Consider the following 22,548-nt stretch of genomic DNA (forward strand, 5'->3'; position numbering starts at 1 on the left):
CGTGATCTCCGTTGCCCGCAACGAGGCGTCCGCCGAGTTCTTCGACGGCACCGCCCGCGGCGAACTGCTCATCCGGCGCTGCCCGCGGTGCTCGCCGCTCATCGCGCCGAACGTGCCGCAGTGCCCGGCCTGCGGCTCCACCGAACTCGCGTGGGTGCCGGCGAGCGGCCGGGCCACCCTGGTGACCTGGACCGTGGTCCCCGTCCCGGACGGCGGGCACGTCGTCGCCGGTATCGTCGAACTCGCCGAGGGCCCCTGGCTGCACGCGCGGATCCTCGGCGTCGCGCCCGAGGACCTCGCCGAAGGCATCGCCCTCGAAGTCGGCTTCGAGCGGCACGCCGACGGCGAGACCGTGCCGGTGTTCCACGCCTGAAGGACGAGCATGCTCACCGAACTGCTGGCCGATCTGCGCGCCGACAGCGCCGACCTGGATTCGCTCGTCGCGGACCTGGACGCGGCGGGTTGGGCGACGCCCACCCCCGCGCCGGGCTGGACCATCGCCCACCAGATCGCGCACCTGGCCTGGACCGACGACCGGTCCAACCTGGCCATCGACGATCCCGACGAATTCGTCCGGCAGCGCCGGGGATCCGAGGACATCGGGGTCGACGCCGGAGCCGCCGAAGGCGCCCGCGCCGAGCCCGGCGAGCTGCTCGCGCGTTGGCGCGCGGGCCGCGAGCGGCTGCAGGCCGCGCTGGCCGCGGCGCCGGCCGACGGCCGCCTGGTCTGGTACGGGCCGCCGATGAAGCCCGCGTCGATGGCGACCGCGCGGATCATGGAGACCTGGGCGCACGGCCAGGACGTGGCCGACGCACTCGGCGTCCAGCGCGAACCCACAGCCCGGCTGCGCCACATCGCGCACCTGGGCGTGCGCACCTTCGGTTTTTCCTTCGCCGCCACCGAATTGCCCGTCCCGGACGTCCCGCTGCGCGTGGAACTCCGCGCCCCGGACGGCGGGGAATGGGCCTGGGGACCGGAGAACGCCGCCGACCGGGTCAGCGGCCCGGCGCTGGACTTCTGCCTGCTGGTCACGCAGCGCCGGCACCGCGACGACCTGGCGATCACCGCCGTCGGCGACGACGCGCGCCGGTGGCTGACGATCGCGCAGGCCTTCGCCGGCGCTCCCGGCCCCGGGCGGGCCCCGACCGGTTCGTGAGTGCTCGTTCCGGTAAGAACCGGAACCATCGCTCACGAGGGTTGGGCCGCCAGCGCGATGTCGTCCGGGCGCACCGGGACCCGGCCGAGGGCCAGGCCGGTCGCGTCGCGCAGGGCGTTGACGATCGCCGGGGTCGACGACAGGGTGGGCGGCTCGCCGACGCCGTTGAGGCCGTAGGGCGAATCCGGGTGCGGGAACTCGAACACCGAGATCGGCATCGGCGGCACGTCCAGGATGGTCGGGATCAGGTAGTCGGTGAACGACGGGTTGCACACCCGGCCCTGCTCGTCGAGCAGGATCTCCTCCATCAGCGCCAGGCCGAGGCCCTGCGCGCTGCCGCCCTCGATCTGCCCCTCGACCGACAGCGGGTTCATCGCCTTGCCGACGTCCTGCGCGGTGGCCAGCTCCACCACTTTGACCAGGCCGAGCTCGACGTCGACGTCCACCACGGCGCGGTGCGCGGCGAACGCGAAGGCGATGTGGGCGTCGCCCTGGCCGGTCTCGGGGTCGATGGTCTCGGTCTTGCGGTGGTGGTACTCGAAGACCCGCTCCAGCACGTCGTCCCCGACGATGTCCGAAATGGACACCAGCGGCGAGCCGCCGGGATCGACCACGTGGTCGTCCAGCAGCGCCAGGGATTCCGCCGGCCTGCCGGTGCGTTCGGCCGCACGGCGCAACAACTCTCGTGAGAGCTCGCGGCAGGCACCCTGGACCGCGCCGCTGGACATCCACGTCAACCGGGACGCCGAGGCCGAGCCCGCGTCGCCGATCCTGGTGTCCGCGGGCAGCACCACCACCCGCGAGACGCCCAGCTCGGTGGCGGCGATCTGGGACTGCACCGTGGTGATGCCCTGCCCGCACTCGGCCGCCGCTGTGTGCACCGACACCGAGGGCCGGCCCCCGGTGACCGACACCGCCACCCGCGCCGTCGAGATGTCGTCCACGCCGCCGGAGTAGCCGATCGCCTTGACGCCGATCGCGTAGCCGACTCCCCGGCGGACGCCCTCGCCGCGGGTGGTGTTGGACAGCCCGCCCGGCAGCAGGTCTGCCCCCGCCGGCGGTAGCGGCCGGTTCCGCAGGTCGGCGAGCAGTTCGGCGACCGGCGCCGGGCCGTCCACGGCCTGCCCGGTCGGCAGCACGGTGCCAGTGGTCATCGCGTTGCGCAGCCGGAGTTCCAGCGGGTCGATGCCCAGCTCGCGGGCGAGCTTGTCCATGTTGGACTCGCAGCCGTAGGCGGACTGGACCGCGCCGAAGCCGCGCATCGCGCCGCAGGGCGGGTTGTTGCTGAACACCGCGAAGCCGTCGATCTCGGCGTGCGGGACCTCGTATGCGCCGGTGACGAAGTAGCAGGCGTTGGCGATCACGACCGGCGAGGTGGAGGTGTACGCGCCGCCGTCCATGACGAGCTTCGCCTTGACGTAGAGCAGCTTCCCGTCCCGCGTGGCGCCGTGCTCGTAGTGCATCTTCGCCGGATGGCGATGCACGTGGCCGAAGAACGACTCCTCGCGGTTGTAGACCATCTTCACCGGCCTGCCCAGCCGCAGCGCGAGCATGCAGGCGTGCACGTGCACGGACAGGTCCTCGCGGCCACCGAACGCGCCACCGACCCCGGCCAGCGTGAGGCGGACCTTGTCGGCGGGCAGCCCCAGGCACGGCGCGATCTGCTCCAGGTCCTTGTGCAGCCACTGCGACGACACGTACAGCTCGACGCCGCCGTCCTCGGTGGGCAGCGCCAGGCCCGACTCCGGGCCGAGGAACGCCTGGTCCTGCATGCCGACCTCGTACTCGCCGGTCACTACCACATCGGCCCGCTCGCGCGCGGCAGCGAGATCGCCGTGGCGGATCTTGACGTGCCGGACCAGGTTGCCGCCCGGGTGCACGTCGCGCGCGGTGCCGTCCAGCGCGCGCTCCGGGTCGGTCACCGGCTCCAGGAGCTCGTAGTCGACCTGCACCAGCTTCGCCGCCCGCCGCGCCGTCTCCGGGTCGTCGGCGGCGATCAACGCGACCGGCTCGCCCTGGTAGCGGACCTCGTCGATGGCCAGCACCGGCTGGTCGGCCACCTTCATACCGTAGGTCTTGGCGCCCGGCACGTCCTCGTGGGTGAGCACCGCGTGCACCCCGTCCAGCGCCAGGGCCTTCCGCGCGTCGATGGACCGGATGCGGGCCGAGGCGTGCGGGCTGCGCAGCGTCGTCGCCCACACCATGCCCGACACCCACAGGTCCGAGGAGTAGGCGAACTGGCCGGTCACCTTCAGCGCGCCGTCCGGCCGCGGCGTGCTCCGGCCGATCCCGGCGGCGCGTTCCGTCTCGGCGCTGGGGTGCGGGGTTCGCACGTCGCCGGCCGCGGCCCGGGTGTCCGGTCGGTGCAGTGACTTGTCGCGCATGCCGCCTCCAGGGGATCAGGTGACACCGGCATCGCACAGCTCGTGTGCCGCACGGCATGTCGGGACTCGTACCCGGCCTTGTTCCGCAACGGTTTTCGGGCTCGTGCGGCCGAAAACCCTTGGCCGCACAGAGTGAACCCAGCCGATCGCACGCTGTCAAGAGCGGTCGTCCGGTCCGCCGCGCCGCGCCGGCCGGGTCTCCGGGGCGAGCGAGCCGGGTGATTGCATGTAATATCGAGCCGTCCCGCTTATCGAGTGAGGTTCCCGCGATGCCCCCGGCACCCCGTCTCGCGCCGCTGACCGGCGAAGGCCTGCTGGCCGACCGCACGTACGCCGCGCTGAAGAAAGCCATCCTGGACAACACGCTGCCGCCCGGCACCTCGCTGAGCGTGCCGGAGCTGGCCCGCCAGCTCGACGTCAGCCGCAGCCCGGTCCGCGAGGCCGTGCAGCGGCTGATCCACGACGGCCTGGCCACCCACGCCCCGCACCGGGGCGCCGAGGTCAGCCGGGTGGACATCGACGACCTGCGCCAGCTCTACGTGGTGCGCGAGCAGCTGGAGGGCCTCGCGGCGCGGCTGGCCACCGAGCACCTCGACGGCGACGGGCTGGCGCTGCTGCGCGGGATCCTCGCCGAGCACGAGGCGGCGCTGGCCGCCGACGCCGACAACGCCGCGCAGATCGAGCTGGACATGCGCTTCCACCGGGCGGTCCGGGAACTCGCCGAGAACCCGCACCTGCTGGCGGCGCTGGAGCCGATCGCCGGCCGCTCGCACTTCGCGCTGCACTCGCTGTGGCGCGGCGCGGAAGCGCCCCGGCTCGCGCTGGACGAACACCGGGCGGTGGTGGACGCGATGGCCAGCGGCGACCCGGAGATGGCCGAGGCCGCCGCCCGCCGCCACATCTCCCGGCTGCGGGTCCGCCTCGGCCAGGCCACGGCCCGCGAAGCCACCCCCCGCCGCCTCCGCCCCAGCTCCTGACGGAGCACAGTTTCAATTGCAACTGCTGGCATCCTGGGGTCGGTGCGGCCAGGTCAGCTGGCCAGTTCGCCCTCTTCCAGCCAGGAATCGGGGGTGTAGCCCGCGTAGGCCCCGGCGTGGGAGTTCGTCGCCGACGCCTGCGTCACCTCTCCCCGCAGGTAGGCCTCGGCTTGCGCCTTGTCCTTCGGCGGCGGGGTCGGCTGCAGGCCGAGCAGCTTGGCCATGTTGTTGCCGAGGTAGCCCTCCAGGTCGTCCTCGGAGAGGTTCAGGCCCTGCGGCGGCTCGTGGCACAGCACCTCCAGCTCGCGCGCCCACATGCCGGGCTCGTTCGGCGGCGAGTCGGTGCCGTAGACCATCTTGGTCTTCTTCATCTCCTTGGCGAACTCCACGATCCGCGACTGCAGCAGCCAGCCGGACTCGCCGATGACGTTGTGCGAGTCCTGGATCATCCAGAACGCCTCGAAGCAGTACACGCCGCCGGTCTGGATGCCGAAGTGGCCGAGGATGAACGTGACGCCCGGGAACTCCCGGATGATCGGGTAGAACTGCGTCGGGATGGAGTACGGGCCGTCGCCGGTGTGGATCAGCACGATCACGCCGAGCCGGTCGCAGACGCGCATCACCGGCCGCAGCCAGTCCAGCGCCCGGTCCGGCCGGTAGGCGTGCATGTTGGCGTGCAGCTTGAGCATCCGGTAGCCGTGCTCCTCGACGTGGAACTCCAGCTCCTTGGCGCCGTTCTCCGGCCCGAACCGCGGGTTGTAGATGAAGTTGCCGATGAAGCGGTCCGGATAGCGCTGCACCAGCTCGGTCACGTAGGCCTGGTAGTCGCGGATGCCTTCGCGGCCGCCCCGGTTGCCCTCCCGCCAGGAGGTGTTGCCCGGCGGCGGCATGATGCAGCTGATGTCGACCCGGCGCGGCTTGCCGTTGATCCACATCGGACCGTCCATCATCTTCAGGGTCCGCTCGCCGGTGAACGGCTCACCGGTGTGCCGCCAGGCCTCGTCTACCAGGTTCGTCGGGTGCACGTGCGTGTCGATGATCAACGGATCTCTCCTGTAATGATCGGTCGCACCCCGGCCGCGATTCACCGCACCTACGGGTCGCCGCACTTCGACAGCGGCGCGTTCGAGTGCAACACCGGCCTCGGCGCCGTGTCAACAAGTTGCATGTAATTTCCCCGAAACCCGAGTTCCGAGCTTGCAAGGACACACTCACTCGACACACGAGGTCGACCGGAAGGGTTGACACGACACATGCACCTTGTTTTACATGTTATCCGCGAACGGGCCTCCCGCCTGACGGCATCGCCGTTCGCTCCAGCGCCGGTGACCTCCCTGACCTCCTCGTCGTGGGCCAACCGTTCGGCGAATCCCTCCTCAGGATGGGGGCGGTCGCGCACCGCCCAGGAAGCGAGGCGGCATGCCTCCGACCAACGAGAAGCACTGCGACCTGCTGCTCACCAGGGCGACGGTGCTCACCGTCGACGACCACCGCACCATCCACCGCCCCGGCGCCGTCGCCGTGACCGGCAACCGGATCGCGGCGGTGGGACCGCAGTCCGAAATGGCGCCTTGGCGGGGCGAAACGGTGCTCGACTGCACCGGTCAGGCCGTGCTGCCCGGCCTCGTCGACGGGCACAACCACCTTTACCAGGCGCTGGCAAGGGGTTTGGGCGAGGGCATGTCGATCGTGCCGTGGCTGCGCGACTTCATGTGGCCGTACTCCATCGCGGTCGACGGCGACGACGCGGTGGCCGCGGTCCGCCTCGCGGCGGCCGAAGCCCTGCGGCACGGCACGACGACGGTGGTGGACAACCACTACGCGCCCACCGACCTGGCGACCACCCTCGCCGTCGCCGACGTCATCGAGCAGGCCGGGCTGCGCGGCGCGGTGGCGCGCGGAATCGTCGGTCCTCGCACCGAGATCGCCGCGCGGCGCGGCCAGCCCGACGCCCTGTTCCGGTACTCCGCGACCGACGAGATCGCCATCACCCGCGAGGCGATGCAGCACCGGCCGGCGGGATCGCGGGTCGAGATCTGGCCCGCGCCGCTCAACCTCACCTACGTCGACCAGGACCTGGTCCGGCGCAGCGTCGAGCTCGCCGGCGAGCTCGGCACCAGCTGGCACGCGCACTGCTGCGAAGGCAGATCCGATCCGCAGAGCTACCTGGACGCCTACCAGGCGCGTCCGGTGCAGTGGCTGGCGAAGGCCGGGCTGCTCGACGAGCGCGCCACGCTGGCGCACGCGATCTGGCTCGACGAAGCCGAATTCGACGCGGTCGCCGCCGCAGGCGCGCGCATCGCGCACAACCCCACGTCCAACGCCTACCTGGCGTCCGGCACCCTGCCGCTGGCCGAGCTGCGGGCCCGCGGGGTCGCCGTCGCGCTGGGCACCGACGGGCCGAGCTGCGGGCACCGGCAAGACCTGTTCGAGGTGATGAAGCAGTCCGTCTTCGCCCAGCGGTTGGCCACCCTCGACCCGGCCGCGATGCGCGCGCAGGACGCGCTGGACCTGGCGACCCGCGACGGCGCCCGCTACGCCGGGATCGACGCCGGGGTGCTCGAACCCGGCCGCCTGGCCGATCTGATCGTGGTCGATCTCGACCGGCCGCACCTGCAACCGCTGCACGACGTGGTGAGCTCGCTGGTCTACGCGGCCCGCGGCACCGACGTCGTGGCCACCGTCGTCGACGGCGAAATCGTCCAGCGGCACGGGCATTGCCTGCGCGTCGACGAGCAGTCCGCCGTCCGGCAGGCCCGGGAACGGGCCGAACGCCTGCTGCACCGCGCCGGGATGACCGGCCTGCTGCGCTGAGCCCCCACGAATCGCGCTGACGGAACACGGAGGAACCATGCGCTTCCGCCCCAGACCTCGCGCCACCGCCCCGCCCGATGCCGTCGACACCGTTCCCCCGCTGCGCCAGCTGCTGCCGCTGGGCCTGCAGCACGTGCTGGTCGCCTACTCCGGGATGGCCACCGTTCCGCTGCTGATCGGGCTCGGCATCGGCATGTCCACCGAGCAGATCGCCGTGCTGGTGTCGGCCAACGTGCTGGTCAGCGGCCTCGCCACGCTGCTGCAGGCGCTCGGCGTGCTCAACATCGGCGTGCGGCTGCCGATCGTGATGGGCTCGACGTTCACCGGGATCACCCCGGCGATCCTGGTCGGCAAGGACGGCGGGCTGCCCGCGGTGTTCGGTGCGACCATCGTCGCCGGGCTGCTGACCTGGGTGGTCGCGCCCTGGTTCAGCCGCCTGATGCGGTTCTTCCCGCCGATCGTGACCGGCACGATCATCGCGATCATCGGCTTCTCGCTGCTGCCCTCCACGTCGAAGCTGATCGCGGGCACCGACCCGGCCGCCGCCGACTTCGCCTCGGGGACGCGGCTGCTGATGGCCCTGGGCACGATCGCGCTGGTGGTGCTGGTGGAGGCGTTCGCGCCGGCGGCCGTGGCCCGGTTCGCGATCCTGATCGCCCTGGTCGCCGGCACGCTGGTGGCGCTGCCGCTGGGCCTGACCGACTTCTCCGCGGTGGGCGAGGCGTCGTGGTTCGGCGCGGTGCAGCCGTTCGCGTTCGGGCTGCCCGAGTTCACCATCGCGGCGATCCTCCCGATGATCATCATCCAGCTGGTCAACATGGTGGAGTCCACCGGCGACACCATCGCCATCGGGCAGATCGCGGGCCGCGACATCGGCCACGACGAGCTGGCCCGCGCGCTGCGCGCCGACGGCGTGGGCACCGCGCTCGCCGGGGTCTTCAACTCCTTCACCATCGTCACCTTCGGCGAGAACGTCGGGCTGGTCAGCATGACCCGCGTGCTCAGCCGGTTCGTGGTCGCCACCGCGGGCGCGCTGCTGGTGCTGATCGGACTGCTGCCGAAGCTGGGCGCCGCCGTCGCGTCGCTGCCCGGGCCGGTGCTCGGCGGCGTCGGGGTCGTCATGTTCGGCACCGTCGGCGCGATCGGGGTGAAGATCATGGCGCAGGCCGATCTCGGCCAGGCGCGCAACATCCTGATCGTCGCCATCTCCTTCGGCTTCGGGCTGCTGCCGGTGGGCGCGCCCGAGTTCTACGCGAACCTGCCCGGCGTGCTGCAGCCGGTGCTCTCCAGCGGCATCGCGGCCGGTGGCATCGCCGCGTTCCTGCTCAACCTGGTGCTGAATCGGAACGCGCCGGCGGCCGCCACCGCCGGGCCGCGGTGAGGACGGTCGGACATGGTGCGCAACGAACCGGGGCAGTCCACATCGGACATGGGTGTCGACGACCGGCCGCCGTGGGGGCACACGATCCTGCTGGGCCTGCAGCACGTGCTGGTGATGTACGCCGGGGTGGTCGTGGTGCCGATGGTCATCGGCGCCGCGCTCGGCCTGAGCCAGGACGAGATCGCCACGCTCGTGTGCATCGACCTGGTGCTGGCCGGGATCGGCACCGTCCTGCAGTCGCTGGGTCTGTGGAAGTTCGGCATCCGGATGCCGCTGGTCGTCGGCGCCGCCTCCAACGGCATCGTGCCGATGATCCTGATCGGCCAGACCAAGGGCCTGCCGACGGTGTACGGGTCGCTGCTGGTGGCCGGGATCCTGTGGGTGCTGCTGGCGCCGTTCTTCGGGAGCCTGCTGCGGCTGTTCCCCGCCGTGGTCACCGGCACCGTCATCACGCTGATCGGCCTGACGCTGATCCCCGTCGGACTGCGGCTGATCGCGGGCAAGGATCCCGACGCGCCCGGCTATGGCGCGCCGGGCAACCTCCTGCTCGCCGGGTTCACGGTGCTGCTGGTGGTGCTGTTCTCGCGGTTCCTGAAGGGTTTGCTGGGGCAGATCTCGCTGCTGCTGGCGCTGGTCGTCGCGGCGGCCGTCGGCTGGCTGTTCGGGGCCGGGAACCTGGCCGAGGTCGGTGCCGGCCCGATGATCGGCGTGCCGCTGCCGTTCCAATACGGCCCGCTGCAGTTCGACATCCCGTCCATCCTGCTGTTCCTGATCGTCGTGCTGGTGCTGACCGTGGAGGCGTCCGGGCAGGGCCTGGCCGTCGGCCAGGTGGTCGGCCGCGAGGTCGGGCCCGCCGAGGTCAGCCGGCTGCTGCGGGTGGACGGGCTGATGACCGCGCTCAGCGGCATCTTCAGCGGCTTCGCCTACACCACCTTCGGCCAGAACATCGGCCTGATCGCCCTGACGAAGGTGCGCAGCCGGTACCCGGTCGCCGTGGGCGGCGTGATCCTGGTGCTGCTGGGCGTGATCCAGCCGATCGGCCGGCTGGTCGCGGCGATCCCGCAGCCGGTGATCGGCGCCGTCGCGGTGGTCACCTTCGCCGCGCTGACCGTGTCCGGCGTCGAACTGCTGTCCGAAGTGGACTTCAAGCGGTCGGGGAACCTGATCATCGTGATGGTGTCGCTGGGCATCGGCCTGGTGCCCACCGGCGCGCCGGAGTTCTACCACCAGCTGCCGTTCGTCGCGCAGGTCTTCCTGCACAGCGGCGTGGCCACCGGAACGGTGCTCGCGGTGGTGCTCAACGCCCTGTTCCACCTCCGGGAAGGCAAGCATGCGTGACCGACTCGTCGTGGGCGTGACCGGCGCCAGCGCGCCGCAGCTGGCGATCCACCTGCTCACCAGCCTGCGGCAGCTCGGCTCGGTCGAGACGCACCTGGTCGTCTCGCGCGCCGCGCACCGCACCATCGAGCTGGAGACCGGGCTGCGGCCCGCCGATGTCGCCGCGCTGGCCGACGTGTGCCACCAGCGCGGCGACATCGCCGACAGCATCGCCTCCGGTTCCTTCCCCACCATGGGCATGGTCGTGGTGCCGTGCTCGATGAAGACGCTGGCCGGGATCGCGCACGGCTACAGCGACGACCTGCTGACCCGCGCCGCCGACGTGTGCCTGAAGGAGCGCCGCAGGCTGGTGCTGGTCACCCGCGAGACGCCGCTGAGCCTGGTGCACCTGCGCAACATGGTCGCGGCGACCGAGGCGGGCGCGGTGGTGCTGCCGCCGATGCCCGCGTTCTACCACCGGCCGGGCTCCGTCGACGACCTGCTGGCCCACATCACCGGCAAGATCCTCGACCAGTTCGGCATCGACCACGATCTCTTCCCCCGCTGGCACGGACCCGTCAAGAGCTAGGAGCCCTCCGGTGAACCTCTCCCCGCGCCAGGACGCGCACGCCTTCCTCGCGGACTACCGCCGTGCGCACCCCGACGACGTCCTCGTCATCGACGAACCGGTGCCCGCCGAGGAGGGCGTCACCGGGCTGATCTACGAGCTCATCGCGCGCGGCCGCGACGAGATGCTGGTGTGCAACGAGGTCGACGGCGTGGGAACACCGGTGGTGAGCAACGTCTTCGCCTCGCGGCGGCGGATCTCCCGCATCCTCGGCGTCGAGCCCGCCGGGCTGCACGAGGCGTACCAGTCGCGCGCCTCCCGGCCGCTGGCGCCGCGCGTCGTGGACGCCGGGCCGGTCACCGAGCTCGCATCGTCCGATGTGGACCTCTCGGCGGTGCCGATGCTCCGGCACTTCGCCTCCGACCGCGCGCCCTACATCACCAGCGGCATCGTGATCGCCGAGGACCCGGACACCGGGGTGGGCAACATGAGCTACCACCGGTCGATGGTGCACTCCCCCACCGAGCTCGCCACCAGCCTGCACTCCCGCGGCGACCTGTGGCGGCTGCTCGCCAAGTACGCCGAGCTCGGCAGGCCGATGCCGGTCGCGATGGTCATCGGCGGGCACCCGCTGTTCATGCTCGCCGCATCCGCCCGCGTTCCGTCCGATGTGGATGAACGGGCGGTGGCGGGCGGGCTGTTCGGCGAGCCGCTGGAGGTGGTGCGCACACCCCGGCACGGCATCGGCGTCCCGGCGTGGGCGGACTTCGTGCTGGAAGGCACCATCGACCCGCAGCTGCACGCCGAAGAAGGCCCGTTCGGCGAGTTCTCCGGCTATTCCTCGCACCGCTCCACCAACAACGTGCTGCGCGTGGAGACCGTGCTGCGCCGCCGCGACGCGATGCTCATCGACGTCGAGGGCGGCAACACCGCGGACCACCTGAACCTGGCGCGCATCCCGCGCGAATCCGAACTCGCCGAGAAGCTCAAGGACCGCTTCCCCGACGTCACCGCCGTGCACTACCCGACATCGGGCACGCACTTCCACTGCTACGTCGCCCTGCGCCCGTCGCGCCCCGGCCAGGCCCGGCAGGTCCTGCTCGGGCTGCTCGGCTGGGACCCGTACGTGAAGACGGCCGTCACCGTGGACGCCGACGTGGACGTCACCTCCGACGCCGAGGTGCTCTGGGCGCTGGCCACGCACTTCCAACCGCACCGCGACGTGTTCGTGGTGGACGGACTTCCGGGATCGCCGCTGGATCCCTCGTCGGACCCCAGCGGCACCACCTCCCGGATGGGGCTGGACGCGACCCGCGGCCCCGACTTCGCCGGCGACCGCATCGTGGTCTCCGAATCCGCCCGCACCAACGCCCGCCGACTGCTGGGCACCACAGGAGGAGCGCAATGAGCAAGATTCCCGTGACCGTGCTGACCGGCTTCCTCGGCGCCGGGAAGACGACGCTGGTCAACCACATCCTCACCGCCGACCACGGGCACCGCATCGCGGTCATCGAGAACGAGTTCGGCGAGATCCCGATCGACGACGCGCTGGTGCTGCGCTCCGACGAGCAGTTCTTCGAGCTCAGCAACGGCTGCTGCATCTGCTGCACGGCCCGCACGGATCTCGTCGAGACGCTGCGGAAGCTGGTGGAGCGCAAGGAGAAGATCGACCGGGTGCTGATCGAGACGACCGGCCTGGCCGATCCGAACCCGGTGGCGCAGACCTTCTACGTCGACGACGAGATCGGCGAGCACTTCGCGCTGGACGCGATCGTGACGCTGGTCGACGCCAAGCACATCGACCGGCACCTCGACGAGGCCGGGCCCGACGGCGTGGGCCACCAGGCCGTCGACCAGATCGCGTTCGCCGACCGGCTGGTGCTCAACAAGGTCGACCTGGTCGACGAGGCCGGCGTGGCTGCGCTGCGGGAGCGGCTGCGCGGCATCAACGCGACCGCCGAGATCATCATGTCCAGCTATTCGCGGGTCGACCTCGACGACATCCTCGGCGTCGGCGCGTTCAACCGCATCGTGCACCCGGCCTGGCTGGACGAGCAGGAGCACTTCCACGACCCGGCGGTGACCTCGGTCGGCGTGGAGCTGACGGAGGACTTCGACGAGGCCGCCCTGCGCGCCTGGCTGTCCGAGCTGACGGCCGAGCACGGTGACGACCTGTACCGGCTCAAGGGCGTCGTCGCGGTCCGCGGCGACTCGCGGCGCCACGTCCTGCAGGGCATCCACCGGATCTTCGAGCTCCGCGCGGCCGACCCCTGGGGCCGGGATGCGCGGGGCAGCAAGGTCGTGTTCATCGGCCGGAACCTGGACCGCGAAATGCTCACCGAAGGGCTCCGGGCCTGTACCCGCGCCGTCTCGGCTGCGCAGGCCTCGTGAGCGGTTTGGATTGCTGTAGCGCTCCAAAGTGCTCACGAGGCCTCATCCCCGCCGGGTAGCGATCCAGGGCAGGGCGTCGGCGAAGGCCGTGCGCCAGACGTCGAAGGTGTGCTCGCCGCCGGGAATCACCACCACTCCGGTGTCGATCCCGGCCAGGCGGGACAGCTCTGCGAGCCGGAGCACGGCCGCTCGCGGTTGCGGGTCGTCGTCACCGACCGCGAAGAAGCCGTGCAGCCCGGGGAACCGGCGGTGGGCCAGCAGCCAGGACGGCTCGTGGGCGTCGAACTCCTGCTGCGAGCCGCCGAACAGCGCGGCCGCGGTGCCTGCGGGATCGTTGGTGTCGCCGTCGCGCGGGCCGAGCAGCCCGCCGAAGTCCGCGAACGTCCCGAACAGCCCGGGATGCCGCAACGCGAGCATGATCGCGCAGCTGCCGCCTTCGCTGAGCCCGGCCACCCCCCAGTCCGGCCCTGGATCCCGGGCGAGGAACCGGGTGCGGACGAAGCGGGGCACATCGGCGGTCAGGTAGGTCTCGGCGTTGCCGCGGACGCCGTCGACGCATTCGGTGTCGTCGAAGGCGCCGCCGTTGACGTCCGGGATCACCACGATCGGCGCCGCGCCGCCGTGCTGGGCCGCCCAGCGGTCGGCGGTCTGCTGCGCTTCGCCGCCGTCCAGCCAGTCCGCCGGGCTGCCGGGAGTGCCGTGCAAAAGCACGATCACCGGCAGCCTGGGCCGGGGCTGGGCGAACCACGCGGGCGGCAGGTAGACGTTCGCCGGGCGCGCTTGGAAACCCGAGTCGCGCCCGGGGATGTCGATGGTGACCACCATGCCGGATTTCGGCGGTGTCGCCTGGGCGTTGAGCATCGCCAGCGAGCCCGTGCTCTCGCCGGCCACGCCGAGCGCCTGCGAGAGCGTCAGGTAGTACCCGAAGTACGCGTTCACCCCGACCAGGGCGTTCATCGCGAACAACGCCACCACGAGCGGGACGAGCGCCGCGCGCATCGCCCGGTCGCGGAACCGCCACACCAGCATCACGAGCAACAGCAGCGCCACGGCGAGCAGCGGCACGCGCAGGGGCCACCAGTCGACGAGTGAGAGATCCGCGCAGAAATCGGCGATCCACCGCATTCCCGGCAACCTCCCAGAAAACCGACACCGACCGAAGTGGACGCTCGCCAGCGTACCGGGATTTTCCCGGTACGAACCGCAAAAATCGGACCACAGTGCCGAAAGCGCCTATCAGCACGGCGATTTCGCCCGTTGGGTAATAATCGAACTCGTGCGCGTGGCATTGACGAGTGGCGTAGGCCCGGGACCGCAGCTGCCCGCTTCGGTCACCGAACAGGCGGGCGGGCGCAGCCCGCTGGAATCCGTGGTGCTGGTGGCGGCGCTCGCGCTGCTGACCGTCGGCGCGATCGTGGTCGTCAAGCGGTGGCGAATGCGCCGGATCGCCGTGATCGTCCCGGTTCTGCTCGCGGTGCTGACGTGCGCGGCGGGCGTCAACAGCTACGTCGGCTACGTGCGGTCGTTCGACGACTTCGGGCGGTTGCTGATGCTCGCCAGCGGCGGCAACGGCGACGCCGAGCCGGCCGCGCCGGCGGAGCCGGATCCGGTGCCCGGTGGCGTGCGGGTCGCCGACGTGTCGCTGCCCGATCCCGGGCTCGGCGTGCCGACCGGCAGGACCAGGGTGCTGCTGCCGCCGGGCTACGACGATCCGGCGCACTCCGGCGAGCGGTATCCGGTGGTGTACCTGGTGCACGGCTATCCCAGCGGCGGCCCCGACGACTGGCTCGGCCCGGGTGGCGCGGTGCAGACCCTGCAGGCGCTGGCGGACGCGCGCGCCGCGCGGCCGATGATCGTCGTGGCGGTGGACGCCACCGCGGGCGCCGGCACCGACTGGGAATGCCTGAACGTGCCGGGCGGCCCGCAGCTGGAGTCCTACCTGACGACGACCGTGCCGCGGGAGATCGACGCCCGGTTCCGCACCCTGCCCGACCGGGGCGACCGGGCGATCGGCGGCATGAGCGGCGGCGCGTTCTGCGCCCTGAACCTGGGGTTGCGCAACCAGAACACCTACTCGGTGGTCCTCGCGACCGAACCCTACGACGATCCCGGCACGACGCTGCTCGACGGCCATCCCGACCTGCTGCGCGCGAACACGCCGCGCGAGTACCTGCCGACGCTGCCGGTGGCGCGGCCGCTCGCGGTGATGCTGCACGCCGGCGTCGTCGCGCACTCCGACGTCGACCTCGCCAACCGGCTCGGCGAGCAGCTCGCCGCGCGCGGCGCGACGGTCGCGGTGCGCGCCGAACCGGGCGAATGGCACACCTGGCGCACGGCCCGCATCGGCCTGCCCTACCTGCTGGCCTTCGCCGCCGAGAACTTCACCGCCGGCCCGCGAAGTCCGTTCTGACCAGCGGGAAGGCCAGGGTTTCCCGGATCGAGCCGCCGGTGAGCAGCATGATCAGCCGGTCCACGCCCAGCCCCAGGCCGCCGGTGGGCGGCATCGCGTACTCGAGCGCCGCGAGGAAGTCCTCGTCGAGTTCCATCGCCTCCGGGTCGCCGCCCGCGGCGTGCAGCGACTGCTCGGTGAGCCGGCGGCGCTGCTCGATCGGGTCGACCAGCTCGGAGTAGCCGGTGCCGAGTTCGGTGCCGAACGCGACCAGGTCCCAGCGCTCCGCCAGCCGCGGATCGTCCCGGTGCGGGCGGGTCAGCGGCGACACGTCGGCCGGGAAGTCGGTGTAGAAGGTGGGTTCGGCGGTGCGCGACTCCACCAGCCGCTCGTATATCTCCAGCAGCACCGCGCCGCGTTCCCAGTGCGCCTCGTACGGCACCGACGCCGCATCGCAGAGCTCCTGCAGGCGCGGCAGCCCGGTGTCGGCGGTGATCTCCTCGCCGAGCGCCGCCGAGACCGCGTCGTTGACCGGGACGACCGGCCAGTCGCCGTCGAGGCCGAACTCGCCGTCCGGGCCGATCGCCGTGGGTGCCCCGCGCGCGGCGGTGGCGGCGGCGAGCACCAGGTCGCGGCACAGCTCGCGCATCGTCGTGTAGTCGCCGAATGCCTGGTACGCCTCCAGCATCGTGAACTCGGGGTTGTGCTTGTGCGACACGCCTTCGTTGCGGAAGTTGCGGCCGATCTCGAACAGCCGTTCCACGCCGCCCACGCACAGCCGCTTCAGGTACAGCTCGGGCGCGATCCGCAGGTACAGGCGCATGTCGTAGGCGTTGCTGTGGGTGGTGAACGGCCGCGCGTTGGCGCCGCCGTGCACCGGCTGCAGCATCGGGGTCTCGACTTCGAGGAAATCCGATCGCACCAGCGTTTCCCGCAGCGCGTGCACCGCGGCGCCGCGGGCGCGCAGAGCGTCGCGGGCGCCCGGTCGCATGATCAGGTCCACGTGGCGCTGCCGGACCCGGGCCTCGGGGTCGACCAGGCCGCGGTGCTTGTCCGGCAGCGGGTGCAGGCACTTCGCCGCCAGCCGCCAGTCGGCCGCCAGCACCGACACCTCGCCGCGCCGCGATGCGACCACCTCGCCGGTCACCGACACCTGGTCGCCGATGTCCACCTGCTGCCGCCACGCCTGCTGCAGCTCGGCGCCGGAGTCCTTGGTGGTGAGCATGACCTGCAGGTCGCCGGAGAAGTCCCGCAGCGTCGCGAAGCACACGCCGCCGTGGTCGCGCAGCAGCACCACCCGCCCGGCCACCGAGACGTGCTCGCCGGCCCTGGCGTCCGGCAGGAGGTCCCGGTGGCGGGCGGTGACGGCCCGGCAGCGCTCGGTGCGCGGCACCGCCACCGGATACGGCTCCACGCCGGCGGCGCGCAGCGCGTCCAGCTTGCCCCGCCGCACCTGCTGCTGTTGCGATCCGATGCGCTGCGGCTCTTCGCTTTCCGCTTCCAGCAGCGGAACTTCCACCAGGTCGTCCGATGTGGACCTCCGTCGCGGCGCGGGCAGGAAGCCTTCCGCGATCGCCGAGGCGATGCCGACCCGCGCCAGATCGCGCCGTTCGGCGAACGCCACGTAGCGCGGGAACCAGTGCGGCCGGTACTTGACGTTCGACCGGTACAGCGACTCCAGCTGCCACCACCGGGAGAAGAACAGCAGCAGGCCCCGCCAGGCCCGCAGCACCGGCCCGGCGCCGATGCGCGCGCCCTCCTCGAACGCGGCGCGGAACATCGCGAAGTTCAGCGAGATCCGCTCGACCCCGAGCCGCGGCGCGGCCTGCGCCAGCGAGCTGATCATGAACTCGACGACGCCGTTGTCCGCGTCGCGGTCGCGGCGCATGAGGTCCAGCGACAGCCCGTTGCGGCCCCACGGCACCAGCGACAGCAGCGCCACGGGTTCGCCGCGGTCGCTCACCGCCTCGACCAGCACGCAGTCGTCGTCCTGCGGGTCGCCGACCCGCCCCAGCGCCATCGAGAAGCCGCGTTCGCTCTCGGTGTCGCGCCAGGCCTCGGCCAGCCGCGCGATCTCGGTCATCTCCGCCGCGGGCACCTCCCGGTGCCGCCGGATGCGCGCGGTGTGCCCGGCCCGCTGGACCCGGCTCACCGCCTGCCGCACCGGGCGCATGTCCCGGCCGTCCAGGCCGAACTCCGCGACGTGCACCACCGCCTCGTCGCCGAGCTGCAGCACCTTCATCCCGGCGCGGGCGTACGCCGTGGCGCCGGGTTCGCTGACGCCCATCACCGCCGGCGTCCAGGTGTACTCCCGGCACATCGCCAGCCACTTCTCGATCGCCGGCCGCCAGGCCTCCGCGTCGCCCAGCGGGTCGCCGCTGGCCAGGCAGACCCCCGCGACGACCCGGTAGGTGACCGCGGCCTTGCCGCTGTCGGAGAACAGCACCGCCTTGTCCCGGCGGGTGGCGAAGTAGCCCAGCGAATCGCGTTCGCCGTGCTCGGCGAGCAGCTGCCGGACCTGCCGCTCCTCCTCGGGGCGCAGGGCGGCGGCCAGCCGCTGCGCGCGCAGCAGCAGGAACAGCGCGGTGAACAGGGCTGCCGTGCCGAACAGGCCGAGGACGAAGTTGACCCAGCCGGGCGCGTGCCCGAAGCCGGTGACGTCGAAGTCGATCGCGCCGCCCAGCACCCGCTCGACGGTCCACGTCAGCCGCGCCTGCGCGCCCCGCAGCGAACCCGGGAACAGCGACACCAGGACGTATCCGAGGCCCACGAACGCGGCGATGAGCAGCACGAACACCAGCGCCGCCTGGTAGCCGCTGCCGCGTTTGGCGCGGCCGTAGAACTCGCCGCGCGACAGCCACAGCGGCACGAACGCCAGCGCCGAGACGACGATGTTGGTGCTGAAGATCCACACGTGGTCGATCGGCACGTGGTAGCGGGCGCCCAGCTCGTCCATCCACAGCGCCTCGATGTGGTCGCCCAGCACCACGAGCACCACGATGTCGCCGATCACCTGCATGACCAGGATGCCGATCAGGATCCACAGCGCGAGCCGCTTGCGGCGCTTCAGCGCGGCCGCCAGCACCGCCAGGAACGCGCCGTACGCGATGTTCGGCGGCGCCGGGAACAGCACGTTGTCGACGAACCTGCGCACCGGTTGCACGTTCCCGAAAAGCGCCAGCCCGACCGCCGAGCTCACGCACAGCACCGCCACCACGAGCACCGCGCCGGCGGTGATGCTCGGCATCTTGCTGCGCCACCGGCGCTGCGCGGTCTCCTCCTGCTGGACCACCGTGTTCCTCCCCGGCCGTGGATCGGCATCGCGGCCCGTCGGGGCCCGCTCGCCGACACCCAATCTACGACCGGCGGGGCACCGCGCGCCGCCGCCCCGACCGCACGTCGGGGGAATTCCGGTGATCTTGCTACCCATTTCGGCGATGTCCGCCCACAGAGGACCAAACGGCCGATTCGGATCCGCCGGTCAATTCCCGGCTTCGGCGAGCAGGCTCGCCAGCTGCTCCGGCCGGTTCGCGCCGCCCTGCGAGAGCACCACTCCCGATCCGGTGGTGACGACGGCGTACGGCGGGCCCGGAACGTTGTTAGCGTCGAACACGTCCGGCCCGGTCACCAGCGGCAGCGAGATGCCCTGCCGGTCCAGGTAGTCACGGACCTCGTCCGGCGCACCGTTGCTCAGCAGCACCACGGGCAACTTCCGCGCCGCGGCGCCGAACTCCGGCAGCATCAGCCGGCAATGCCCGCAGAGCGGGGAGATGTAGGCGAAGAGGACGCGGTCGCCGTCACCGGCGAACGCGGCGACGTCGGCGCCGATCTCCAGCACGGCACCCCGCGCCGGGCCGTGCGGCGGGGCCTTCAGCAGTCCGGACAACCCGAACACCGCGGCCACCAGCACCGCACCCATCAGCACGTGCACCGGCCCGACCGGGGCGTCACCCGCGAGGCAGGCGAGCACCGCCAGCACGAACAGCAGTGCGGTCCGGGTGACCGAGCCCGCGCCGATCGCTTCCGCCGCCTGGAAGCAGCCGCAGTCCACCCGCATCCCGCGCCGCAGCACGCTGATCATGCCGATCAGGAAAGCCGCGAACAGCCCGGCGGCCAGCACCGCGCCCCACACCCGCAGCGGCGGGACTACCAGCAGAACCGCGCTCAGCAGCTCGGCCGCGATCACGACGGGCGCCAGCACCGGGGCCAGCCGGTCCGGGAAGATCCGGTACCCGGCGATGGACCGGGCGAACCCGCCGACGCTGCGCAACTTGCTGATCGCGGCGAACGCCAGCACGCCGCACACCGCGAGCGCCGCCGACCCGAACCAGTGCATCCAGCCACCTCTTTTCCTCGAAGTGGCAGGGGGCCGCCACGCGAAACGAGCCTTGCCTCACGCCGAGCTGGGTTGTTCCGCGCGGTAGGCGGCGGCTTGGAGTTCGTAGAGCTGCGCGTAACGGCCGTTCACCGACATCAGCTCCGGGTGCGTGCCCTGCTCGACGACCTCCCCCCGGTCCAGCACGTAGATCCGGTCCGCGTAGCGCACGCTGGAGAGCCGGTGCGAGATCAGCACGACCGTGCGGCCCTCGGCGTGCTGGCGGATGCGTTCGAACAGCGCGTGCTCGGCGCGCGGGTCCAGCGCCGAGGTCGGCTCGTCGAAGATCATCAGGTCCGCGTCGCGGTAGAAGGCGCGGGCGATCGCGATCCGCTGCCACTGCCCGCCGGAGAGGTCGTGCCCGCCGTGGAACCGGCGGTCCAGCAGGGTGCCGTAGCCGTCGGCTAGCCGGGCGACGACCTCGTCCGCCCCGGCGGCGCGGGCCGCCTCGGCCAGCTTCTCGGCGTCGCGTTCCCGGCCCATCACGATGTTCTGCTCGGCGGTCAGCGGCCAGCGGGTGTGGTCCTGCGCGATGACCGAGATCCGCTCCCGCAGCACATCGCCTGCGATCCCGGTGATGTCCGCATCGTTCCAGCGGATCGCGCCGGAGTCCGGTGTGTACAGTCCGGCCAGCAGCTTGGCCAGCGTGGTCTTGCCGGAGCCGTTCTCCCCCACCAGCGCGACGACCTCGCCGCGCTCGACCGCGACGCTCACCCCGGACAGCGCTGGCGAATCCGCGCCCGGGTACCCGAAATGCACGGAATCCGCCGCTATGCGCCGGAATTCGCCGGGTTCCGCCGAGGTGCGCTCCGGCGGCACCCGCCGCTCCGCCAGCTCGCAGAACTCCAGGTAGTCACCGAAGTAGAGCCCGGCCTCGTAGAGCTTGTTCACAGACTGCACCAGGCTCGTCAGGGACGACTGGCTGGCGCGGATCGCCAGCACCGCCGTGCCGACCACCGCCAGCGGGATGAGTCCGAACGCGAGCATCGCGCCCAGCACCGCGTACACCGCGCCGAGGGCGATGCCGCCCATCAGGTCGCCGGACACCCTGGTGGTGGCCCGCTGCCAGGCGACGTCGAGCTCGATCCGCTGCTCGTAGTCGGCGATCCGGTCGTACTCGGCGAGCAGGAAGCGGCGCAGCGTGAAGGCCCGCACCTCGGCCGCGGGCGGCCGCTCGGCCATCAGGTCGGAGAGCATGAACTTGCGCCGCCGCGCGGTGGAGATCCGGCGGAACGCGGCGTAGCGCATCCGCGCCGAACGCAGCGCCGCCCACCCGTCGGGCACCGCCGTGACCAGCAGCAGCGGCATCAGCGCGGGGTGCAGGAGGCCGAGCGTGATCGCGCCCGAGAGCACGCCGATCGCGCCGGTGAGGACGTTGACCGTCATCTCCACGACCGTCGCCGAGTCGGGCACGCCGTTGTCCCGCGCCCGCTGCATGGAGTTGTGGAACTCCTCGTCGTCGAACGCGGTCAGCTCCACCCGCGTGGTCAGCCGGAACAGCCGCGTCTCGGCCAGCCGCTCGACCTGCGGTTTCAGCCGCTCCTGCGCCCAGCTCGCCACGGCCATCAGCCCGGCGCGCAGCCCGGCGGCCCCGGCCACCAGCAGCAGCGCCGGGATCGCCGCGGTGACCCGCTGCGCGGTCGGGCCCGCGGCGAACAACGACTCCAGCACGTCGTTGGTGGCCAGCAGGCCGAACGCCGTGAAGAACCCGGCGAGCACGTTCAGCCCGAGCGTCGCCGCCGTGTCGAGCCGGCTGGCCCGCCAGGCGACCGCGACCGCATTGCCCACCAAGCCGGGCAGCCGCCGCGCGATCGCGCCCAGCCCGGCGGACAGCATCTCCGAATCGTGCGCCTGCCAGTACGGCGCGACGAGATCAACCGGTTCGGGTGTTTCCCGCCGCCACCACTTCATCGGCGCCGGCCGACGCTCGAACGGCGTGCCGCACAACGACTTCGCCCCATCACGTTCGAGAAGTTAGACGAGCGGACACCGATCCGCAATCTTGTCGTTGTTACCCCGTTTGGCCCTAGGTATGCGAAGTGACCTGTGCCAACAATTCTGGGGATTGCGCCGCGGGCGTCAGCACCGGCGGATCTCGACCTTTCATCCACACCTGAAGCGAACCCGTTGTCGTGCAACGATAATCCACCGTCGCACCGGGAATCCTCAGAACGTCCCGCCAGATCGGCGGACGAGTTAGGAGCGAACATGTCCACCTTGCTGCTGGAGCCCCGCGACGCGGGAACCGTTGAAATCGAAGACATTTCGGTGGACTTCGAGATCGACCTCAAGGAGGTCATGCACGGAGCGCAGGCGTGTGTGAACACCTGCAAGCGCACCGTGTGCAGCAGCTTCCCCTGCTGTCCGTCGATCATCTGACGGCTATCCGAAAGCAATTCCGGGGGGCTGTTTCCCGCCAACTGCGGGAAAAACGGTAACTCGGCGATTCGCCGAAATCCGACAGCCGCGAAAGGAGTCAGGCAGATGCCCGCACTCGGACTGGAACCCCGGGACGCCGGAATCATCGAAATCGAGGGAATCTCGGTCGCCTTCGAAGGCGACATGAAGGTTCTGCACGGCGCACAGGGGTGCGCGGACACCTGCAAGCGCACGGTGTGCACCTTGTGGCCCTGCTGCCAGACGCTCGTCTGAGCCTCGGTGACCAGGCGGCGGGGGGGGAGCCCGGGGCTCCCCCCACCGCGCCGACCCGACTCTACCAAGGAGGGGAACAAAACGGAAAAAAACAAGAAACACCCCGAAAACACCACCCCGGAGCGACCGGGGGAGGAGGGGGAG

18 protein-coding genes are annotated in these 22,548 nt (G+C 71.5%); 12 read left to right on the top strand and 6 right to left on the bottom strand.

Translation table 11 applies throughout. The annotated features are described in order from the left end of the window. Window position 1 precedes the first annotated feature (1 nt). Window positions 2–373, top strand: coding sequence for a Zn-ribbon domain-containing OB-fold protein (locus AC07FN_RS33670; protein WP_478399248.1), 372 nt, complete (start codon window positions 2–4; stop codon window positions 371–373). Between the two features lie 9 nt (window positions 374–382). After that, window positions 383–1,156, top strand: a complete 774-nt coding sequence (locus tag AC07FN_RS33675; protein ID WP_478399249.1) for a TIGR03084 family metal-binding protein — start codon at window positions 383–385, stop codon at window positions 1,154–1,156. Between the two features lie 32 nt (window positions 1,157–1,188). On the opposite strand, the gene pucD is transcribed toward AC07FN_RS33675, so the two are convergent. Further along, window positions 1,189–3,540 carry a xanthine dehydrogenase subunit D gene (gene pucD, locus AC07FN_RS33680; RefSeq protein ID WP_478399250.1) on the bottom strand — a complete coding sequence of 784 codons (2,352 nt, stop codon included), beginning with the start codon at window positions 3,538–3,540 and terminating at the stop codon, window positions 1,189–1,191. Window positions 3,541–3,809: 269 nt separating this feature from the next. On the opposite strand from pucD, the gene AC07FN_RS33685 reads away from it, so the two are divergent. Continuing rightward, window positions 3,810–4,517, top strand: a complete 708-nt coding sequence (locus AC07FN_RS33685) for a GntR family transcriptional regulator (RefSeq protein WP_478399251.1) — start codon at window positions 3,810–3,812, stop codon at window positions 4,515–4,517. 53 nt (window positions 4,518–4,570) lie between these two features. Here AC07FN_RS33685 and AC07FN_RS33690 read toward each other — a convergent pair whose 3' ends face one another. Beyond that, the gene (locus tag AC07FN_RS33690) at window positions 4,571–5,560 is read right to left on the bottom strand and encodes an amidohydrolase family protein (RefSeq protein WP_478399252.1); all 990 of its coding nucleotides are present in this window, start codon (window positions 5,558–5,560) and stop codon (window positions 4,571–4,573) included. A gap of 376 nt (window positions 5,561–5,936) precedes the next feature. On the opposite strand from AC07FN_RS33690, the gene AC07FN_RS33695 reads away from it, so the two are divergent. Genes AC07FN_RS33695 through AC07FN_RS33720 form a run of 6 tightly spaced genes read left to right on the top strand, consistent with a single transcriptional unit; the run spans window position 5,937 to window position 12,988 of the window. Next, the gene (locus AC07FN_RS33695) at window positions 5,937–7,331 is read left to right on the top strand and encodes an amidohydrolase family protein (RefSeq protein WP_478399253.1); all 1,395 of its coding nucleotides are present in this window, start codon (window positions 5,937–5,939) and stop codon (window positions 7,329–7,331) included. A 37-nt stretch (window positions 7,332–7,368) separates the two neighbouring features. After that, on the top strand, window positions 7,369–8,712 hold the full coding sequence (locus tag AC07FN_RS33700; RefSeq protein ID WP_478399254.1) for a nucleobase:cation symporter-2 family protein: 1,344 nt from the start codon (window positions 7,369–7,371) through the stop codon (window positions 8,710–8,712). A gap of 12 nt (window positions 8,713–8,724) precedes the next feature. Further along, window positions 8,725–10,050: a nucleobase:cation symporter-2 family protein gene (locus AC07FN_RS33705; protein WP_478399255.1), complete on the top strand. Its 1,326-nt coding sequence runs from the start codon at window positions 8,725–8,727 to the stop codon at window positions 10,048–10,050. Then, the gene (locus AC07FN_RS33710) at window positions 10,043–10,618 is read left to right on the top strand and encodes a UbiX family flavin prenyltransferase (RefSeq protein ID WP_478399256.1); all 576 of its coding nucleotides are present in this window, start codon (window positions 10,043–10,045) and stop codon (window positions 10,616–10,618) included. The genes AC07FN_RS33705 and AC07FN_RS33710 overlap by 8 nt, the downstream gene beginning before the upstream one ends. A 10-nt stretch (window positions 10,619–10,628) precedes the next feature. Next, window positions 10,629–12,005, top strand: coding sequence for a UbiD family decarboxylase (locus tag AC07FN_RS33715; RefSeq protein WP_478399257.1), 1,377 nt, complete (start codon window positions 10,629–10,631; stop codon window positions 12,003–12,005). After that, entirely contained in the window at window positions 12,002–12,988 is a 987-nt protein-coding gene (locus AC07FN_RS33720) for a CobW family GTP-binding protein (RefSeq protein WP_478399258.1), read from the top strand. Before AC07FN_RS33715 ends, AC07FN_RS33720 begins: the two co-directional genes overlap by 4 nt. A gap of 42 nt (window positions 12,989–13,030) precedes the next feature. Here the strand turns inward: AC07FN_RS33720 and AC07FN_RS33725 are convergent, their stop codons facing one another. After that, window positions 13,031–14,113: an alpha/beta hydrolase gene (locus AC07FN_RS33725; protein ID WP_478399259.1), complete on the bottom strand. Its 1,083-nt coding sequence runs from the start codon at window positions 14,111–14,113 to the stop codon at window positions 13,031–13,033. Between the two features lie 157 nt (window positions 14,114–14,270). Between AC07FN_RS33725 and AC07FN_RS33730 the strand changes: the two genes are divergently transcribed. Next, on the top strand, window positions 14,271–15,398 hold the full coding sequence (locus tag AC07FN_RS33730) for an alpha/beta hydrolase (protein ID WP_478399260.1): 1,128 nt from the start codon (window positions 14,271–14,273) through the stop codon (window positions 15,396–15,398). Here the strand turns inward: AC07FN_RS33730 and lysX are convergent. From lysX to AC07FN_RS33745, 3 genes are all read right to left on the bottom strand, one after another. Beyond that, window positions 15,370–18,624 (bottom strand): bifunctional lysylphosphatidylglycerol synthetase/lysine--tRNA ligase LysX, encoded by a 3,255-nt coding sequence (gene lysX / locus AC07FN_RS33735; protein WP_478399271.1) that lies wholly within the window; start codon window positions 18,622–18,624, stop codon window positions 15,370–15,372. The genes AC07FN_RS33730 and lysX overlap by 29 nt on opposite strands. A 234-nt stretch (window positions 18,625–18,858) precedes the next feature. Then, window positions 18,859–19,713: a MauE/DoxX family redox-associated membrane protein gene (locus AC07FN_RS33740; RefSeq protein WP_478399261.1), complete on the bottom strand. Its 855-nt coding sequence runs from the start codon at window positions 19,711–19,713 to the stop codon at window positions 18,859–18,861. A gap of 57 nt (window positions 19,714–19,770) precedes the next feature. Further along, window positions 19,771–21,663: an ABC transporter ATP-binding protein gene (locus AC07FN_RS33745; RefSeq protein ID WP_478399262.1), complete on the bottom strand. Its 1,893-nt coding sequence runs from the start codon at window positions 21,661–21,663 to the stop codon at window positions 19,771–19,773. A gap of 297 nt (window positions 21,664–21,960) precedes the next feature. Between AC07FN_RS33745 and AC07FN_RS33750 the strand changes: the two genes are divergently transcribed. Beyond that, entirely contained in the window at window positions 21,961–22,131 is a 171-nt protein-coding gene (locus AC07FN_RS33750; protein WP_478399263.1) for an SflA family class IV lanthipeptide, read from the top strand. A 105-nt stretch (window positions 22,132–22,236) separates the two neighbouring features. Then, window positions 22,237–22,404, top strand: a complete 168-nt coding sequence (locus tag AC07FN_RS33755; protein WP_478399264.1) for an SflA family class IV lanthipeptide — start codon at window positions 22,237–22,239, stop codon at window positions 22,402–22,404. Window positions 22,405–22,548: the final 144 nt, after the last annotated feature.

The organism is Saccharopolyspora sp. NPDC045941 (assembly GCF_056431445.1).

What these genes read in the sequence shown, in the direction of transcription:
- AC07FN_RS33710 (WP_478399256.1), top strand. Translation starts at nt 10,043, where the DNA reads ATGCGTGACCGACTCGTCGTGGGCGTGACCGGCGCCAGCGCGCCGCAG.
- AC07FN_RS33755 (WP_478399264.1), top strand. Translation starts at nt 22,237, where the DNA reads ATGCCCGCACTCGGACTGGAACCCCGGGACGCCGGAATCATCGAAATC.
- pucD (WP_478399250.1), bottom strand. Translation starts at nt 3,540, where the DNA reads ATGCGCGACAAGTCACTGCACCGACCGGACACCCGGGCCGCGGCCGGC.
- AC07FN_RS33740 (WP_478399261.1), bottom strand. Translation starts at nt 19,713, where the DNA reads ATGCACTGGTTCGGGTCGGCGGCGCTCGCGGTGTGCGGCGTGCTGGCG.
- AC07FN_RS33705 (WP_478399255.1), top strand. Translation starts at nt 8,725, where the DNA reads ATGGTGCGCAACGAACCGGGGCAGTCCACATCGGACATGGGTGTCGAC.
- AC07FN_RS33745 (WP_478399262.1), bottom strand. Translation starts at nt 21,663, where the DNA reads ATGAAGTGGTGGCGGCGGGAAACACCCGAACCGGTTGATCTCGTCGCG.
- AC07FN_RS33695 (WP_478399253.1), top strand. Translation starts at nt 5,937, where the DNA reads ATGCCTCCGACCAACGAGAAGCACTGCGACCTGCTGCTCACCAGGGCG.
- AC07FN_RS33700 (WP_478399254.1), top strand. Translation starts at nt 7,369, where the DNA reads ATGCGCTTCCGCCCCAGACCTCGCGCCACCGCCCCGCCCGATGCCGTC.
- AC07FN_RS33725 (WP_478399259.1), bottom strand. Translation starts at nt 14,113, where the DNA reads ATGCGGTGGATCGCCGATTTCTGCGCGGATCTCTCACTCGTCGACTGG.
- lysX (WP_478399271.1), bottom strand. Translation starts at nt 18,624, where the DNA reads ATGCCGAGCATCACCGCCGGCGCGGTGCTCGTGGTGGCGGTGCTGTGC.
- AC07FN_RS33685 (WP_478399251.1), top strand. Translation starts at nt 3,810, where the DNA reads ATGCCCCCGGCACCCCGTCTCGCGCCGCTGACCGGCGAAGGCCTGCTG.
- AC07FN_RS33720 (WP_478399258.1), top strand. Translation starts at nt 12,002, where the DNA reads ATGAGCAAGATTCCCGTGACCGTGCTGACCGGCTTCCTCGGCGCCGGG.
- AC07FN_RS33750 (WP_478399263.1), top strand. Translation starts at nt 21,961, where the DNA reads ATGTCCACCTTGCTGCTGGAGCCCCGCGACGCGGGAACCGTTGAAATC.
- AC07FN_RS33675 (WP_478399249.1), top strand. Translation starts at nt 383, where the DNA reads ATGCTCACCGAACTGCTGGCCGATCTGCGCGCCGACAGCGCCGACCTG.